This is a genomic window from Micromonospora sp. NPDC049900, assembly GCF_044461025.1.
Classification (GTDB): domain Bacteria; phylum Actinomycetota; class Actinomycetes; order Mycobacteriales; family Micromonosporaceae; genus Micromonospora.
In genome coordinates, this window is sequence record NZ_JBITKM010000024.1 from 22,510 (window position 1) to 37,577 (window position 15,068).

Consider the following 15,068-nt stretch of genomic DNA (forward strand, 5'->3'; position numbering starts at 1 on the left):
GTGCCGCACCGACCCACCCCACCCGGCCTCCGTCGATCCTCCGGGACAGCCGGTGATTCAGGCGCCGAGGAGTCAGCGGCGGGGGCGGAAGCCGGAGCGGATGGTGGCGAACTGGGCGGTCGAGGGCTCCCAGTCGTACTCGTGGGTGATCCAGCCGAGCGTCCAGGCGCGGTCGCGGACCCGCCCGTCCGGCACGAGTTGCGTGGCACGGAGCCGGTCGCCGTGCGGGGTCAGCCAGCCGAACTCCCACGCGGTGGCGTCGCCCATCCGGCCGAGCCGGAACTCCTGGTACCCGGGGAGGGTGCCGGCGGCCAACTCCCGGTCCCGGACCGCGCGCAGCCGCGCCACCGGGCCGAGGCTGGTGTCGGTGCTGCGGGCGACGGTGAGCGCGCGCCCGGTCGCCGGGTCCTGGAAGCAGGCCACGTCGTCGTCGCGGGAGTACCGCCACTGTTCCGGCAGGGCCACCCGGAAGTCGGTGCGGTCGGTGTGCCAGGCCCAGCCGGACGGTGGCCGGAACGTCTCGTCGTCGGGCACCGGCGCGGCGGTGTCGAGCGGCCCGCCGTCGACCCACGGTCGCACGCAGGGCAGCGGCGGTGGTACGAGTCCGCCCGGCGGCGGTGGGGGCGGGCGTCTCCCGTCGGGTGGGGGCGGACCACCCGGGCCCGGGTGAGGGCCACCGGCTTCGTAGGGGGCCGTCCCCGGCCACGATTCGGTGACCCCGTGGGGTGCGTCCGGGTGGTCGTCGCCGGTGCCCACCACGGTCAGCGCGGTACCGATACCGGCGGCCATCGCCACCAGGACGGCGACGGCGGCGAGCGCCCAGGGCCGTGCCACCGCACCTCGCTCGCGGTCCGGCTCGCCGGTGCGGGTCCGCAGCTTCAGCGGAGTGGTTTCGTCCGGCAGGTCGTCCCGGTCGTCGGGAGCGGCCGTCCTTTCCTCGATGGTGGGAGCGGCCGGGTCACCCTCCGTCCGATCGTCGGCGTGGTGTCCGGAGGTGGGGTGGTGCGGGCCGGGGTCGGGGGATCGCCCGTCGCCGGGCAGGGGAGCGGTCTCGTCACCGGTCTGCGGTGGCGTCTCGTCGGGGCCGGCGGCGGCGAGCAGTCGGCGGCGGGTCTCGGGGTGGTCGGCGCGGTGCGCGGGGTCGCGGTGCAGCAGCCCGGCCAGGACAGCCGAGAGCGGCCCGGCGTGGCGGGCCGGGTCCGGTGGTGCGCAGGCCAGCGCGCTGAGGGTGGCCATGGCGGTGCTGCGGGCGTACGGCGAGCGGCCCTCGACGGCCGCGTAGAGGGTGGCGCCGAGCGACCAGAGGTCGGCCGGCGTGCTGGACACGCCTTCGGCGGCGCGTTCGGGGGCGACGTACTGCGGGGAGCCGAGGATGGTACCGGCGCCGGTCATCGCTCCGTCGCCGTCGAACACGGCCAGCCCGAAGTCGGTCAACAGGACCCGGCCGTCGTGGGCGAGGAGCACGTTGGCGGGTTTGACGTCGCGGTGCAGGACGCCGGCACTGTGGGCGGCCTGCAACGCCTCCAGCAGGGCCAGGCCGATGCGGGCGGCGCGTCGCGGAGGCAGGGGCCCGTCGGTGTCGAGGACGTCCTGGAGGGTGCGCGAGGGCACGTACTCCATGACGATCCACGGGGTGCCGCCGTCGGAGACCACGTCGTAGACGCGGACCACGTTGGGGTGGTTGAGCCGGGCGGCGGTGCGGGCCTCGCGCAGCGTCCGGGCGCGCAGGTGGTCGAGTTCGTCACCGCCGAGCCGGGCCGGCAGGACGACCTGTTTGACGGCGACCTGCCGGTGCAGCAGTTCGTCGTCGGCCCGCCACACGGTGCCCATCCCGCCGCGACCGACCAGGTCGAGCAGTCGGTACCGGTCGGCGATCAACGCTCGCACGTGTCCCCCATCCACCGTCCGGCGTACACCTTAGCCAGCGGATCGGGGATCACCTATCTCGCGCGCGCGTGTCTCGACGGTGAGCCGGCGGCCCCTCACACGGCCAGCAGGTTGCCGTCGGGGATGGTGATGGCGCGGCGGCGGGGTACGGAGTCGACGACGGGGTGCCGGGAGTGCGTGGGCCCGTGGTCGCGGCGGGCGACGGCGTAGGTCTCGGCGGTGCGGGCGGCGATGGTGGCCCAGCCGTACCGGCGGCCGACCATGGTGCGGGCCGCGCGGGCGACGCGGCGGGCGAAGACCTCGTCGCCGAGGAGTTGGCCGACCGCGCCGGCCAGTGCCGACGGATCGCTGTGCGGGAAGGTCACGCCGGTGACGCCGGGTTCGACGATCTCGGCCAGGCCGCCGGTGCGCGCCACCGCCAGGGGTGCGCCGGCCGCTGCGGCCTCCAGTGCGACCATGCCGAAGGGCTCGTAGAGGCTGGGGACGACGGTGGCGTCGGTGGCACCGAGGACCGCCGGGAGCTGGGTGTTGTCCAGGAACCCGGCGAAGCGGACGGTACGGCCGAGCCCGAGCTGCCCGATGCGGTCCTCCAACTCGCCCCGGTACGGGCCGTCGCCGGCGATCAGCACCCGCAGCCCGGGGTGCCGTTCCCGTAGCTCGGGTACGGCGTCGACGAGGTGCTGCACGCCCTTCTCGTAGACCAGTCGGCCGGCGTACCCGAGTAGTGGGCCGTCTCCGGCGAAGCGGGCACGGGCGGTGGCGACCGCGCGGGGGCGGGCCCGCCAGGCCCGGTCGTCGACGCCGTTGGGGACCACGTCGACGTGTCCGGCGGGTACGTCGAACAGCGTGGTGATCTGCTCGCGCATGTAGCCGGAGCAGGCGATCAGTCGGGTGGAGGCGTTGCTGAGCCAGTGTTCGACGCCGTGGATGGTGCGGTTCATCTCCTCGGGCAGCCAGCCCTGGTGTCGGCCGGCCTCGGTGGCGTGGATGGTGGTGACCAGTGGCAGATCCAGGTGTTCGGCGACGGTGATCGCGGTGTGCGCGACCAGCCAGTCGTGGGCGTGGACGACGTCGTAGTCGCCGGTGTCGGCGGCGCGCAGCGCGGCGCGGGTGAGGGTGTGGTTGAACGCCATCGTCCAGGCCAGCAGGGAGCCGGTGGCCAGGGGAAAGGTGACCGGGTCCTCGGCGGCCCGGACGACGCGTACGCCGTCGACGTGTTCCTCCAGCGGCGCGCCGTCGGCGTGGCGGGTGACGACGGTGACCTGGTGGCCGGCGGCGGCCAGGGCGACGGAGAGGGCGTGCACGTGGCGGCCGAGTCCGCCGACGAGGACGGGTGGGTACTCCCAGGACAGGATCAGCACCCGCTGCGAGCGTGCGGGGTTGATGTCGATCACGTCGGCGTTCGGTGACATACGCGCCCCCTCGGAGTCGTCCCCGCGCGCCCGGCAGCAGGCCCCCCGGCGGGCCTGTCGGTGTCGCGGCTGGATCGGGACCAATCCTGGTCGGGCCTGGATAACCAGCGGAGACGTAGCCGTTGCGGTGGTGTAAAGGGCTGCCGGCGGCTGGGCCGGTGTGGGGTGGCGGTACCGCCCGACACCGGTCTGCGACATTCGTAGGAGTCGATCGGTGGTTTGTCCCGCAGGTGTCGGATGACCTACCACGTCCGGCTTCGTAGGTTCTATTCGGACGGTGTACCGACCGACCCTGGGTCCGCCCGCCAGCCGGTGCGCGGCGGTCGACGTCGGGTGCCGGGAAGGAGAAGCAGGATGCGAACCACGAGGCGATGGTGGGTTCCGGCGGTGGCGGTCGCGGTGATCGCCGCCGTCCTGCCGGTGACCCCGGCGGCGGCGCAACCCGTGTCCGCCGGCACGGGACCGGTCGTCGCGGACGGCGTCACCCAGCCGGTGTTCGGGTACGCCGATGCGATCCGCGAACGGATCTTCGTGACCTCCGACGTCGACACCGACGCCGACGGCGCGCTGGACGTCGTGGCGATGGACATCATCCGGCCCAAGGCCAGCGATCAGGGCCTGCGGGTGCCGGTGGTGATGGACGCCAGCCCGTACTTCTCGACGGTCTGCCGGGGCAACGACAGCGAGTGCAAGGCGGACCTGGACGGCGACGGCCTCAACGACCGCTGGCCGCTGTTCTACGACAACTACTTCGTCCCGCGCGGCTACGCGGTCGTCCTGCTGGACATGATCGGCACCAACAACTCGACCGGATGCCCGGTGACCGGCGGGCGGGCGGACAACATCAGCGCGCCGACCGGCATCGACTGGCTCAACGGCCGTCGCAAGGGCGTCGACGCCGACGGCAACGAGGTCGTCGCCGACTGGCACAACGGCCGGACCGGCATGATCGGCAAGTCGTACGACGGGACGCTGGCCAACGCAGCCGCCGCCACCGGCGTCGACGGGCTGACCACCATCGTGCCCATCTCGGCGATCTCCAACTGGTACGACTACTCGCGCAGCAACGGGTTGGTGACCCGGGCCAACAACTACTCGGGCAGCCTGGCCAACACCGTCACCGATCCGGACCGGCGGCAGTACTGCGCCCCGGTGCGGACCCAGCTCGGCCAGGGCGGTGACGACGCCACCGGCGACTACAACGACTTCTGGGCGGAACGGGACTACCTGCCGCACGCGGGCCAGGTCAAGGCCAGCGTCTTCGTGGTGCACGGCATCAACGACGACAACGTCCGGGCCGACCACTTCAGCAAGTGGTGGTACGCGCTGGCCGAGCAGAACGTGCCGCGCAAGCTCAGGCTGACCGGCACCGGGCACATCGACCCGTTCGACTTCCGGCGCGCCGAGTGGGTGCGGACCCTGCACCGCTGGTTCGACTTCTGGTTGCACGGCATCGACAACGGGATCATGCGGGAGCCGACGGCCGACGTCGAGCGGCTGCCGGACGTCTGGGAGACGCACGCCGACTGGCCGCTGCCGGCCAGCCGACCCACCCAGGTGTTCCTGCGGCCGGGCACCGACGGTGGCCCCGGCGGGCTGTCCGTGCGCTCGGGCCCGGGCAACCGCTCGGCGACGTTCCGGGACACCCCGATGATGAGCCAGGCCACCGCGATCCGGCACCCGTCGGACCCGTCGGCCAACACGGACAACCGGCTGGTGTTCCTCTCCGCGCCGCTGACCGCGCCGCTGCACATCTCCGGTACGCCGATCGTGCGGATCAAGGCGTCGGTCGACGGAACGGACACCAGCTTCGCCGGGCTGCTGGTCGACTACGGCACCCGGGAGCGGTTCAGCACCAGCGGCGACGGCATCCAGACCCGCAGCACCGAGGACTGTTGGGGCGAGGCGGCCACCTTCGGCGGGTACGCGGAGGAGGGCTGCTACCGGCAGACCGTCAAGACCGTGGCGAGCAACCCGCAGGAGCTGGTCACCAAGGGGATCGTGGACGGGCTGAACCTCGACTCGCTGTACGTGTCGACGCCGCTGGTGCCGGGCGCGAAGTATGGCGTGGACGTGCCGCTGATGCCGGAGGACTACGTCTTCGAGACCGGGCACCAGATCGGCGTGGTGCTGCTCGGCTCCTACTCCGGCTACAGCAGCCGGGCCAAGCAGACCCGGGCGCAGATCACCGTGCACTTCGACAGCACCCGGATCACCCTGCCGGTGGTCGGTGGCCGTCCGGCCGCCGTCGCGGCGGGTCTGGGCTGACCGACGGGCCCGGCTGACCCGCCGGGCCGGGGCTGACGTTGGTGGGGCGTCCCGTGCGGGCGCCCCACCTTCCGGGTCAGCGGCGGGCGCGCAGCAGCTCCGCCACGGACCAGGCCTGGAACGGGCAGCCGGTGGCGATGTGCGGGGACGCGCCGTCGGCGGTCTCGCTGACCGACCCGAGGCCGTACTCGGTCAGGTGCGCCTCCAACCCGGTGAACAGCGTGTCGACGGCCAGACCGGCGCGTCGGCCGGCGTCGGCGTACGGGCCGATCAGCCACGGCCAGACGGTGCCCTGGTGGTAGGCGCTGTCCCGCTCGGCCGGTCCGCCCCGGTGCCGGCCGAGGAAGCCGGGGCAGTCGGGGGAGAGGCTGCGCGGGCCGAGCGGGGTGAGCAGCCCGGCTCCGACCAGACCGACGGCTCGCGGGTCCGGCTCCAGCGGCGCGAACGGCAACGACCAGGCCAGGAGCTGGTTGGGGCGCAGCAGGTCGTCGTCGTGGAAGGCCGCGCCACCGAGCGGGTACGCCGGGGCGGGCGCGTCGACCACGTCGTTGAGCCAGCCGCCCGGGGCGGGGAAGCGGTCCCGGAACGCCTTGACCGCCCGTTCGTGCAGTCGGTGCAGCCCGTCGGAGTCCTGCCCGGCCAGGTCCGCCAGTTCGGCCACGCCGGCCACCCCGTTGATCCACAGCGCGTTGACCTCGACCGGCTTGCCGTGGCGAGGGGTGACCGGCACCCCGTACACGCGGGCGTCCATCCAGGTGAGCGCGGCTCCGGGGGCACCTGCGGTGAGCAGTCCGTCGGCCGGGTCGACGGCGATGCCGTAGCGGGTGCCGGCCAGGTGGGCGTCGAGGACACCACGCAGCGCCGGCAGCAGTTCGTCGCCCAGGTCGGTGTCGCCGGTGACGGTGACGTGGCGGCTGACCGCGTGCAGGAACCACAGGGTGCCGTCGACGGTGTTGTACTCGACCCGGCCGGTGTCGGCGGTGTTGGCCAGCATCCCCTCGGACAGCGTGGCCGCGTACGAGCGCAGCAGCTCACGGCCGCGATCGGCCCAGCCGGTCCGCAGGAACAGACCCTCGTAGGAGATCATCGTGTCCCGGGACCAGGCGCCGAACCACGGGTAGCCGGCGACCACCTCCACCGGCGCGTCGTCGGTGCGCACGATGAACGCGTCGGCGGCAAGGGCCAGGGTGGCCTCGACGTCGTCGGCGGGCTTGGCGGAGGCGACCACCTCCCGGTTGCGGCGGCGGGCCGCCGCGACCACCTCGGTGGCCGGCGGCGGTGCCGCAGCCGCGTCCTGCGCCCAGGCCAGCACCGACACGGTGTCGCCGGGGTGGCGCAGGGTGTCGCGGAACTGGCCCGCGTACCAGAGGTCCTCCTCCGGGTGCAGGCCGCGTGCGGCCTCCTCGCGGTGGTAGACGCCCCGCCACCAGTGGCCCTGCGGGGTCCAGCCGGGCCCGGACAGCCGGTAGGCGCCCTCGATGACCGCGCCGCCGTCGACCGGGTCCATCCGCAGCGGCGGACCGTCGGCGCGCCGCTCGCCGTGGGCGTCGCGCCAGGTGCACGCCGCCGCCAGCTCCAGCTCGACCGGACCACCGCTGATCAACCGGTGCACCACCGCCACGCAGGAGCGGCCGTGCGACATGGCCAGCTCCCGCTCGATCACGACGTCCCCGATGCGCCACCGCCACCGGGGCAGCCCGTCGGTCAGGTCGAAGCGCTCCAGCAGCTCGAAGCCGCGCGGGTCGACGTCGCCGGAGACCCACTCGTGCGCGCCGAGGCGGACCCGGGCCCCGGAGGGCAGCAGCACCGACGGGTCGAGGCTGACCAGCCCCACCTTGCGGGCGGCCGGTGTGTCGCCCGGCACCACCAGCAGCCCGTGGTACCGGCGGGTGCGCAGCCCGCCGACGGTGCCCATGGCGTACCCGCCGAGGCCGTCGGGCACCAACCACTCGCGGCCGGCGGCGCTGGTCAGCTCCCCGCAGACCTGCGAGCCGAAGCGAATCTCGATCAACTTTCCTCCACCGGCGGCGAGGTGTAACACGACACGACGACAATGGCCGCTGTGGTGAAGTACCCCAGCGGCGTCGAAGATGTAAAGGTGATCACCGAAGGTTCACCCTCCGCCCCGGCCCCCGACGCGGAACGGCTCCGGCTCGCCCAGGCTGATGCCGGCGAGCAGGACTGGCGTGCATGGGGTCCCTATCTGTCCGAGCGGGCGTGGGGGACGGTACGGGAGGACTACAGCGAGCACGGCACAGCCTGGGACTACTTCCCCCATGACCACGCGCGGTCCCGAGCCTACCGGTGGTCCGAGGACGGCATGGCGGGCGTGTGTGACGATCGACAGACCTTCTGTTTCGCCCTCGCGCTCTGGAACGAGCGGGACCCGATCCTCAAGGAACGGATGTTCGGTCTCGGCGGGGACGGCGGCAACCACGGCGAGGACGTCAAGGACTACTGGTGGTACGAGGACTCCACGCCCACCCACTCGTGGATGCGCTGGCGTTACCACTACCCGCAGGCCGCCTTCCCGTACGACGAACTGGTCGCGGTCAACGGGCTGCGGGGGCGGGACGACACCGAGTACGAGCTGGTCGACACCGGCATCTTCGACGACGACCGGTACTGGGCGGTGACCGTCGACTTCGCCAAGGCCACCCCGACGGACCTGTGCGTGGTGGTCACCGTGGTCAACCGGGGGGACCGGTCCGAACGGCTGCACGTACTGCCGCACCTGTGGTTCCGCAACACCTGGGCGTGGGGGCTGCCCGGCGGTGACCGGGTGCCGCAGATCGTCGGGCAGGGGGCGCGGCTGGTCGGTGAGCACTGGGTGCTCGGGCAGGTCCGGCTCGAAGGCGACGGCGACCCGACGCCGCTGCTGTGCGACAACGACACCAACGCCGAGCGGCTCTGGGGACTGCCGAGCCGCACGCCGTACCCGAAGGACGGCATCAACGACCACGTGGTCGACGGAGCCGAGACGGTGAACCCGGAGCTGACCGGCACCAAGGGCGCGCTGCACTACGTGCTGGACGTACCACCGGGCGGACAGCGCCAGATCCGGCTGCGGCTGACCCGCACGGCACCGCCGCCCGGCGCCGTCGACCCGCCCCCGGCGGACCTGGGCGACGGCTTCGAGGCCGTGGTGTGGGCGCGGCGGGCGGAGGCGAACCGCTTCTTCGACGGGGTGATCCCGACCAAGGCCAGCGCCGACGAGACGCTGATCGCCCGGCAGGCCATCGCCGGGCTGATGTGGGGCAAGCAGTTCTACCACTTCGACGTCAAACGGTGGCTCGACGGCGATCCGGGGTCGTCGCCGCCGGCCGGGCGCCGACACGGGCGCAACAGCGCCTGGTGGCACATGACCAGCTTCGACGTGATCTCCATGCCGGACCCGTGGGAGTACCCGTGGTACGCCGCGTGGGACCTGGCCTTCCACTGCGTGAGCATCGCGCGGGTGGACCCCGGCTTCGCCAAGGACCAACTGCTGCTCCTGCTGCGTGAGTGGTATCTGCACCCCAACGGGCAGATCCCGGCGTACGAGTGGGCGTTCGGCGACGTCAACCCGCCGGTGCACGCCTGGGCGGCGTTGAAGGTGTTCGAGATCGACGGCAGCCGGGACCACGACTTCCTGGCCCGGATGATGCACAAGCTGCTGATGAACTTCACCTGGTGGGTCAACCGCAAGGACACCGGCGGCAACAACGTCTTCGAGGGCGGTTTCCTCGGGTTGGACAACGTCGGCCCGTTCGACCGGTCGGCGGCGTTGCCGGTGGCCGGGGTGCTGGAGCAGTCCGACGGCACCGGCTGGATGGCGATGTACGCGCTCAACCTGCTGGACATCGCCATCGTGCTGGCCGAGCACGACCGCACCTGGGTGGACACCGCGACGAAGTTCTTCGAGCACTTCACCTACATCGCGGCGGCCGCGTACGACCAGGGGCTCTGGGACGACGAGGACGCGTTCTTCTACGACGTGCTGCGGCTGGCCGACGGGACGAAGGTGCCGTTGAAGGTGCGCTCGGTGGTGGGGTTGCTGCCGCTGGCGGCGGTCACCCGGCTGCCCGCGCGTACGCTGCACCGGCTGCCGGAGTTGGGGGCCCGGCTGCGGTGGTTCCTCACCCACCGCCCGGAGTACGCCTCGGTGGTCGGCGCCCGACGCATCGGCCCGGACGGGCGGCAGCAGCGACTGCTGTCCATGTGCGGCCCGGAGCAGGTGGTCCGGCTGCTCGCCCGGATGCTGGACACCGACGAGTTCCTCTCCGAGTACGGCCTGCGGACGCTGTCCCGCGCACATCTGGACAAGCCGTTCGCGGTGACCCTGGGCGGGCAGGAGTTCTGCGTCGGCTACGAGCCCGCCGAGTCCACGAGCGGGCTGTTCGGCGGCAACTCCAACTGGCGCGGTCCGATCTGGATGCCGACGAACTTCCTGCTGATCAGCGCGTTGCGGGATTACGCGGCGTTCTTCGGCGAGGACCTCCAGGTGGAGTATCCGACGCGCTCCGGGGTGAAGAGGACGCTGGACGAGATCGCCGACGACCTCTCCGCCCGGCTGATCGCGTTGTTCACCCGCGACGACTGGGGGCGGCGGCCGATCTACGGCGCGGCGCAGTTGTTCCAGACCCATCCGGACTGGCGGGACCTGATCGCCTTCCCGGAGTACTTCCACGGCGACAACGGCGCCGGGCTCGGTGCCTGGCACCAGACCGGCTGGTCGGCGCTGGTCGCCGACCTCATCCTGACGCTGCGGCGCTGACCAGGCGCGGCAGAGTCGCCATTCCGTCGCGACGGGGCCACCGGTGGGCGTCGCGACTACGCTCGGCGGGGTGTCCGGAGCAGAGCACGGAGACGGTGTGCCAGGCGGTGACGCGATCGTCGCGACCGCCGGGCGGTTGGCCGAGGCCGAGGGGTGGGCGGGGGTCACCGCCCGCCGGTTGGCCGAGCGCGCCGACGTGGACCTCGGGGCCCTCTACGAACGCTTCGCCGATCGGGAGGCGGTGGTCGCCGCGGTCGCGGTGCGGGGCTTCGCCGACCTGTCCGCCGCGTTGACCGCCGCCCGCACGGGGGTGGACCGGCCGGCCGAGGTGTGGCCGGCGGTGATGGCGGCCTATCTCGACTTCGCCTACGCGTACCCGGAGATCTACGACGCGATGTTCGCTCACACTCCGGATCTCACGCTCGGTGCCGAGGAGGTGCCGGAGACCGTCGCGGCGGCCTTCGGTGAGCTGCGCGCGGCACTGACCGCGTCCGCCGCCGCGCAGGACGACGACACGCTCGCCGAACTCGGCTGGAGCCTGTTGCACGGCATGGTGATGCTGACCCGGGGTGGTCGGTTGCGTCCCGAGGCCCAGGAGCAGCGCGAGCGGCTGCTCGGCAACCACCTGTTCAGCCCGCGCTGATCCGCTCACCTCGCCGGTGGCGTGGGGCTGTTGCCGTACGTGCCGGGGTCACCCGGTCGCCAGCCGGCCCGCGCGCCCGGTCCGGTGCCGCTTCATGTGCTCTCGATGTGTGCGTGAACATTGTGGTCATCCTCCGGGCCTGCAACGGCGGCGCGAACCAGCAGTGGACTCGACGTAGCTGAGAGCGACCCTCTGCGGGGCCAGGCGTGTCTCCGCCTGGCCCCGGGCCGACCTCTCGTCGGCCCGAGCGAGGACGCGACCACGGACCTGAGGCGCTGCACCGCTCATCGGGGGTGCCGGCTACCGCAGTAGCGTCCGGATCCTGTCGTCTGCGTGGGTCTGTCTCGACGGGACGATTTATCGGGTCGCCGGGGTCGGTGCGGTTGCCTAGGGTCGCAGCGTGACACATGAACCGATCGAGCCGGGCCGGGTGCTGGTCTTCGACGCGGACGACACGCTCTGGGAGAACAACGTCGTCTTCGAGCGGGTGATCGACGACTTCCTCACCTGGGTGGACCATCCGACCCTCGACCGGGCGCAGTTGCGGTCGGTGCTCGACGACATCGAGCGGGCCAACGCCGTGGCGCACGGGTACGGCAGCAAGGTCTTCCTGCGCAGCCTGCGGGAGTGCCTGGAACGGCTGCGGGAACGCCCGGCGACCGAGGCGGAGCGCCGCGAGATCGACGAGCTGGCGGTGGCGCTGGTGAACCACCAGGTCGAGCTGATGCCGGGGGTGGCCGACGCGCTGGACGAGTTGGCCGGGCGGCACGAGTTGCTGCTGCTGACCAAGGGGGAGCGCGAGGAGCAGCAGCGCAAGCTGGACGCGTGTGGGTTGCTGCACCACTTCGCGGCGGCGCACATCGTGCCGGAGAAGAACGTGGCGACCTATCACCGGCTGAGCCGGGAGCACGGCGTCGACCCGACCCGGGCATGGATGATCGGCAACTCGCCGCGGTCGGACATCCTGCCGGCGCGGGCGGCCGGCTGGGGGGCGGTGTTCATCCCGAACGCCAACACCTGGGTGTTGGAGCACGACGAGTTGGACCCGAGCGACGAGGGCGTCCTGCATCTGCGCGCCTTCCCCGACCTGCTCAGGCACTTCTGAGGCCGCCGGGCCGGTCCGCTGTAGCTCCGACCGGGTCAGCGCTTCACGCCCGTCAGGTGTTACAGGCTCCTGCCGCTTTTTCCCGTGGCCGGCAATAGTGCGTACCGGCCCGCGCGGGCTCGGCCCTGGCACGCCTAGCCTCGGCCCAGGTACCGCGACCCGCCGGGGTGGGTCACGGTACCGGGTCCGGTCGTGGGGCACCGTGGAGCTGAGTGCCGGCGGGCCGGCTGCCGTGCTGGGGCTTGCTGACACGCGCGTCGGTACGCGGCCGGTGCGCTGCCCACGCCGGACGGGTCAGGGCCGGAGCGTGCGGCTCCGGTCCTGACCCGTGTCGTCGGGTCGGCTCAGGTGGTCTCGCCGCGCACGATGGCGACGGCGACCCGGCAGAACTCGTCCATGTCGGGCTGGAAGGCCGCGGCGATGTCCGGGTGCAGGCCGGCTCGGGTCTCGTCCAGCAACTGCTGGCAGACCTGCTCCACCGGCTCACCGGTGTAGGAGTCCCGGATCCGGTCGGCGGCCACCTGGAGTGCCGATGTCAGTTGCTGCTCCAGGGGCCCACGCAGTTTCTCCTGGACCGGGTCACGCGGTTCCAGCGTGACGTGTGGCTCCGACATCGGTGCTCCCTTCGTCGGCGGCAGCGGTACCCGACCACCACCGTCCGTCAAACCACGTTCGGTACCGCGGCGACGCGTACCTGGTACGAGAATTCCTCGCCCGGCTCCTCCAGGTACGACAACCGGCGGATCTGCCTGTCGTCGTCGTAGAGGGCCACATCGACGAGGACACCGAGGTGGGCGAGGCCGATGCTGGTGACCCGCTTCTTGTCCTGCAACACCGCACACACCCCGCCCAGCAGGGTGCTGGCGTCGGAGGTGCGGTGCCCGGGCGGGCAACGCAGCGTCAGGTCCACCTCGATCGGGCCGGACAGTGGGGTCCAGCCGGTCTTCTGTGCCGCCTCGCAGGCGGCCTGGAGCAGGGCGCGGACCCTCGTCGCCTGCCGGTGGCCGGCGGCGAAGATGGACAACGCCTCGGTCTTGACCGGTGGCAGGCCGCTCACCTCGAACGTCAGGGCGAGAGCGCGGGTGTCCTGCACCACGGCGGCACCTCCTCGTTGGGGACGATCCTGCCCAACCGGTGGACCGGTGACGGGGTGTTCCCGCGAGAACCCACCGATCGGCGGATCGGGGTGGGCCGGTGGCGTAACGGCGGCGACGGCGTACGCGCTGGCGGCACGGCAGGTGTCACGCTAGTCGACCGGATGGACGACCGGTATCACTCAAGCGGTGGGATGCGGCGCGAACGCACAGAACTCGTTACCCTCCGGGTCGGCCAGCACCCACCAGCTCACCGTGTCGTCGGGCTCCCGCAGCAGACTCGCCCCGGCGGCGATCAGCGCGGACGGCTCGGGGGCGACGAGGTCGACGTCCCAGTGCATGCGGTTCTTGACCGTCTTGCGTTCCGGCACCTTGTCGAAGATCCAGAAGTCCCACGGGAACCCGGCCGCACCCACGATCTTGGCGTACCCCTCGTCACTGGGGTGTACCTCGCCGCCGACGACGCCGGACCACCAGGCCGCCTGGGCGGCCGCGTCGGCGGAGTCGACCACCAGCTCGAACGGCCCGGGAGCAGCGTCCCCGTCGGGCGGGACGGCACAGAACAGGTTGCCCTCCGGGTCGGCCAGCACCCACCAGTCGATCTCCGAGTCGGGCTCGCGGACGATCCGCGCGCCGGCCGCCAGCAGCGCCGTCGGCTGCGGCTCGGCCAGCCACAGATCAAGATGTACGCGGGTCTTGGCGGTACGCGGCTCGGGCACCCGGTTGATCCAGATCGACTCGGCCGAGGGCCGTCCGGCCGGCGGGTCGACCCTGCCGTCCCCGTCCCCGGTGTCGACCAGGCTCCCGTGGAGGATGCCGGCCCAGAATCCGCCCAGGGCACGAGTGTCGGCGGCGTCGAGACAGAGGTCCTTGAAGCGCGCGAGCATGCCGCCGATCCTGCCCCCAACCCCACCCACCCGCACCCCGCCCCGCCGCACCCCGCCCCACCGTGCCCGCCGTTCCGCGCCCTGGCGCGCCGATCATGGAGTTGAGGTCGCCGAGAACACGGAGTGTCCGGACATCTCGGGGGCCACAAGTCCATGATCGACGCGGAGGGGGCGACCAGCGCGGGATGGGCAGGTTCCGTACAGGGGCCGCGCCGCTCGGGGGGTGACCGAGCGGCGCGGGGCGGCGAGGTGGGTGATCGGCGGGGGAGAGGTCAGCGGCGACCGCGCTTGACCTCGTGAAAGGCCGACATGCGGAGCAGCGGGAGCAGGTTGTCCCAGAGAGTCAGGGTGTCGTCGAGGTCGGGTACCTCGGTGAGGATCGGGCCGTGCAGACCCCGGTCGGCGCCGGGGACCATCAGCACCGGCGAGCCGATGTCCGGCCCGGCCGAGCCGAACGCCAGCGCGTGCGAGGCGTGCACCTCGGTGTCCCAGCGGTCGTCGTCCAGCGCCACGGCCACGTCGTCGAGACCGGCCGCCGTCACCGCCTCCGCCACCAGCTTGTCGCTGGGCGGGTTGCCGGCATCGTGGGTACGGGTGCCCAGCTCGGTGTAGAACCGGCCGGCGTCCTCGTGGCGGTCCGCCGCGCGCAGCGCCTCCACCAGCCGCAGCGCCCGGCCCGACGCCGCCATCGCCTCGGCGTACTCCGGTGGGGCCTGGCCGCCGCTGAGGATGCTCAGGCTGAACGCCCGCCACTCGATGCGCAGGTCACGGGCTTCGGCGGCGGCGACCAGCCAGCGCGACGTGCGCCAGGTCCACGGGCAGGCGGGATCGAAGAAGAAGGTGGCGTCCACCGCCCGAGACTAGCTCCCACCGTCCGGGTCGGCCTCCGGTGTGACCTGGACCACGCAAAGTGACGTTTACGTCGTGTCGCGCGGTGGGTTTCGCGACTTCCCGGCTCGGGCAGTGTTGCAGCCACGAGGCGCCGGGGCGGCGAACCAGCAGGTCAGAAGCCCTGG

The 15,068-nt window shown here is 72.4% G+C and carries 11 protein-coding genes; 4 read left to right on the forward strand and 7 right to left on the reverse strand.

The annotated features are described in order from the left end of the window. Window positions 1–72 precede the first annotated feature (72 nt). Both ACIBMZ_RS29015 and ACIBMZ_RS29020 read right to left on the reverse strand, forming a co-directional pair. Window positions 73–1,887, reverse strand: a complete 1,815-nt coding sequence (locus ACIBMZ_RS29015) for a serine/threonine-protein kinase (RefSeq protein WP_396699238.1) — start codon at window positions 1,885–1,887, stop codon at window positions 73–75. Between the two features lie 95 nt (window positions 1,888–1,982). Next, complete coding sequence (locus ACIBMZ_RS29020) at window positions 1,983–3,299, reverse strand: glycosyltransferase family 4 protein (RefSeq protein WP_396699240.1); 1,317 nt, start codon at window positions 3,297–3,299, stop codon at window positions 1,983–1,985. Between the two features lie 354 nt (window positions 3,300–3,653). Here ACIBMZ_RS29020 and ACIBMZ_RS29025 point away from each other — a divergent pair, with 354 nt between their 5' ends. Next, on the forward strand, window positions 3,654–5,567 hold the full coding sequence (locus ACIBMZ_RS29025) for a Xaa-Pro dipeptidyl-peptidase (protein ID WP_396699242.1): 1,914 nt from the start codon (window positions 3,654–3,656) through the stop codon (window positions 5,565–5,567). Window positions 5,568–5,643: 76 nt separating this feature from the next. Here the strand turns inward: ACIBMZ_RS29025 and ACIBMZ_RS29030 are convergent, their stop codons facing one another. After that, complete coding sequence (locus ACIBMZ_RS29030; protein WP_396699244.1) at window positions 5,644–7,578, reverse strand: amylo-alpha-1,6-glucosidase; 1,935 nt, start codon at window positions 7,576–7,578, stop codon at window positions 5,644–5,646. Window positions 7,579–7,620: 42 nt separating this feature from the next. Here ACIBMZ_RS29030 and ACIBMZ_RS29035 point away from each other — a divergent pair, with 42 nt between their 5' ends. From ACIBMZ_RS29035 to ACIBMZ_RS29045, 3 genes are all read left to right on the forward strand, one after another. Next, entirely contained in the window at window positions 7,621–10,323 is a 2,703-nt protein-coding gene (locus ACIBMZ_RS29035) for an MGH1-like glycoside hydrolase domain-containing protein (protein WP_396699246.1), read from the forward strand. 97 nt (window positions 10,324–10,420) lie between these two features. Then, a complete protein-coding gene (locus tag ACIBMZ_RS29040) occupies window positions 10,421–10,966 on the forward strand; it encodes a TetR/AcrR family transcriptional regulator (RefSeq protein ID WP_396699248.1) in 546 nt (181 codons plus the stop codon). A gap of 430 nt (window positions 10,967–11,396) precedes the next feature. Then, on the forward strand, window positions 11,397–12,071 hold the full coding sequence (locus ACIBMZ_RS29045) for an HAD family hydrolase (RefSeq protein WP_396699285.1): 675 nt from the start codon (window positions 11,397–11,399) through the stop codon (window positions 12,069–12,071). A gap of 344 nt (window positions 12,072–12,415) precedes the next feature. Here the strand turns inward: ACIBMZ_RS29045 and ACIBMZ_RS29050 are convergent, their stop codons facing one another. The 4 genes from ACIBMZ_RS29050 to ACIBMZ_RS29065 form a co-directional block, all read right to left on the reverse strand. Next, window positions 12,416–12,685 (reverse strand): hypothetical protein, encoded by a 270-nt coding sequence (locus ACIBMZ_RS29050; RefSeq protein WP_350699500.1) that lies wholly within the window; start codon window positions 12,683–12,685, stop codon window positions 12,416–12,418. A 47-nt stretch (window positions 12,686–12,732) separates the two neighbouring features. Then, a complete protein-coding gene (locus ACIBMZ_RS29055) occupies window positions 12,733–13,164 on the reverse strand; it encodes a hypothetical protein (protein WP_396699287.1) in 432 nt (143 codons plus the stop codon). A 183-nt stretch (window positions 13,165–13,347) separates the two neighbouring features. After that, a complete protein-coding gene (locus tag ACIBMZ_RS29060; protein ID WP_396699251.1) occupies window positions 13,348–14,052 on the reverse strand; it encodes a VOC family protein in 705 nt (234 codons plus the stop codon). A gap of 272 nt (window positions 14,053–14,324) precedes the next feature. After that, on the reverse strand, window positions 14,325–14,903 hold the full coding sequence (locus ACIBMZ_RS29065; protein WP_396699254.1) for a DsbA family protein: 579 nt from the start codon (window positions 14,901–14,903) through the stop codon (window positions 14,325–14,327). Between the last annotated feature and the right edge of the window lie 165 nt (window positions 14,904–15,068).

Bases quoted from the DNA above. Each gene is read 5' to 3' on its own strand.
- ACIBMZ_RS29020 (WP_396699240.1), bottom strand. From the start codon at position 3,299: ATGTCACCGAACGCCGACGTGATCGACATCAACCCCGCACGCTCGCAG.
- ACIBMZ_RS29025 (WP_396699242.1), top strand. From the start codon at position 3,654: ATGCGAACCACGAGGCGATGGTGGGTTCCGGCGGTGGCGGTCGCGGTG.
- ACIBMZ_RS29035 (WP_396699246.1), top strand. From the start codon at position 7,621: ATGGCCGCTGTGGTGAAGTACCCCAGCGGCGTCGAAGATGTAAAGGTG.
- ACIBMZ_RS29050 (WP_350699500.1), bottom strand. From the start codon at position 12,685: ATGTCGGAGCCACACGTCACGCTGGAACCGCGTGACCCGGTCCAGGAG.
- ACIBMZ_RS29060 (WP_396699251.1), bottom strand. From the start codon at position 14,052: ATGCTCGCGCGCTTCAAGGACCTCTGTCTCGACGCCGCCGACACTCGT.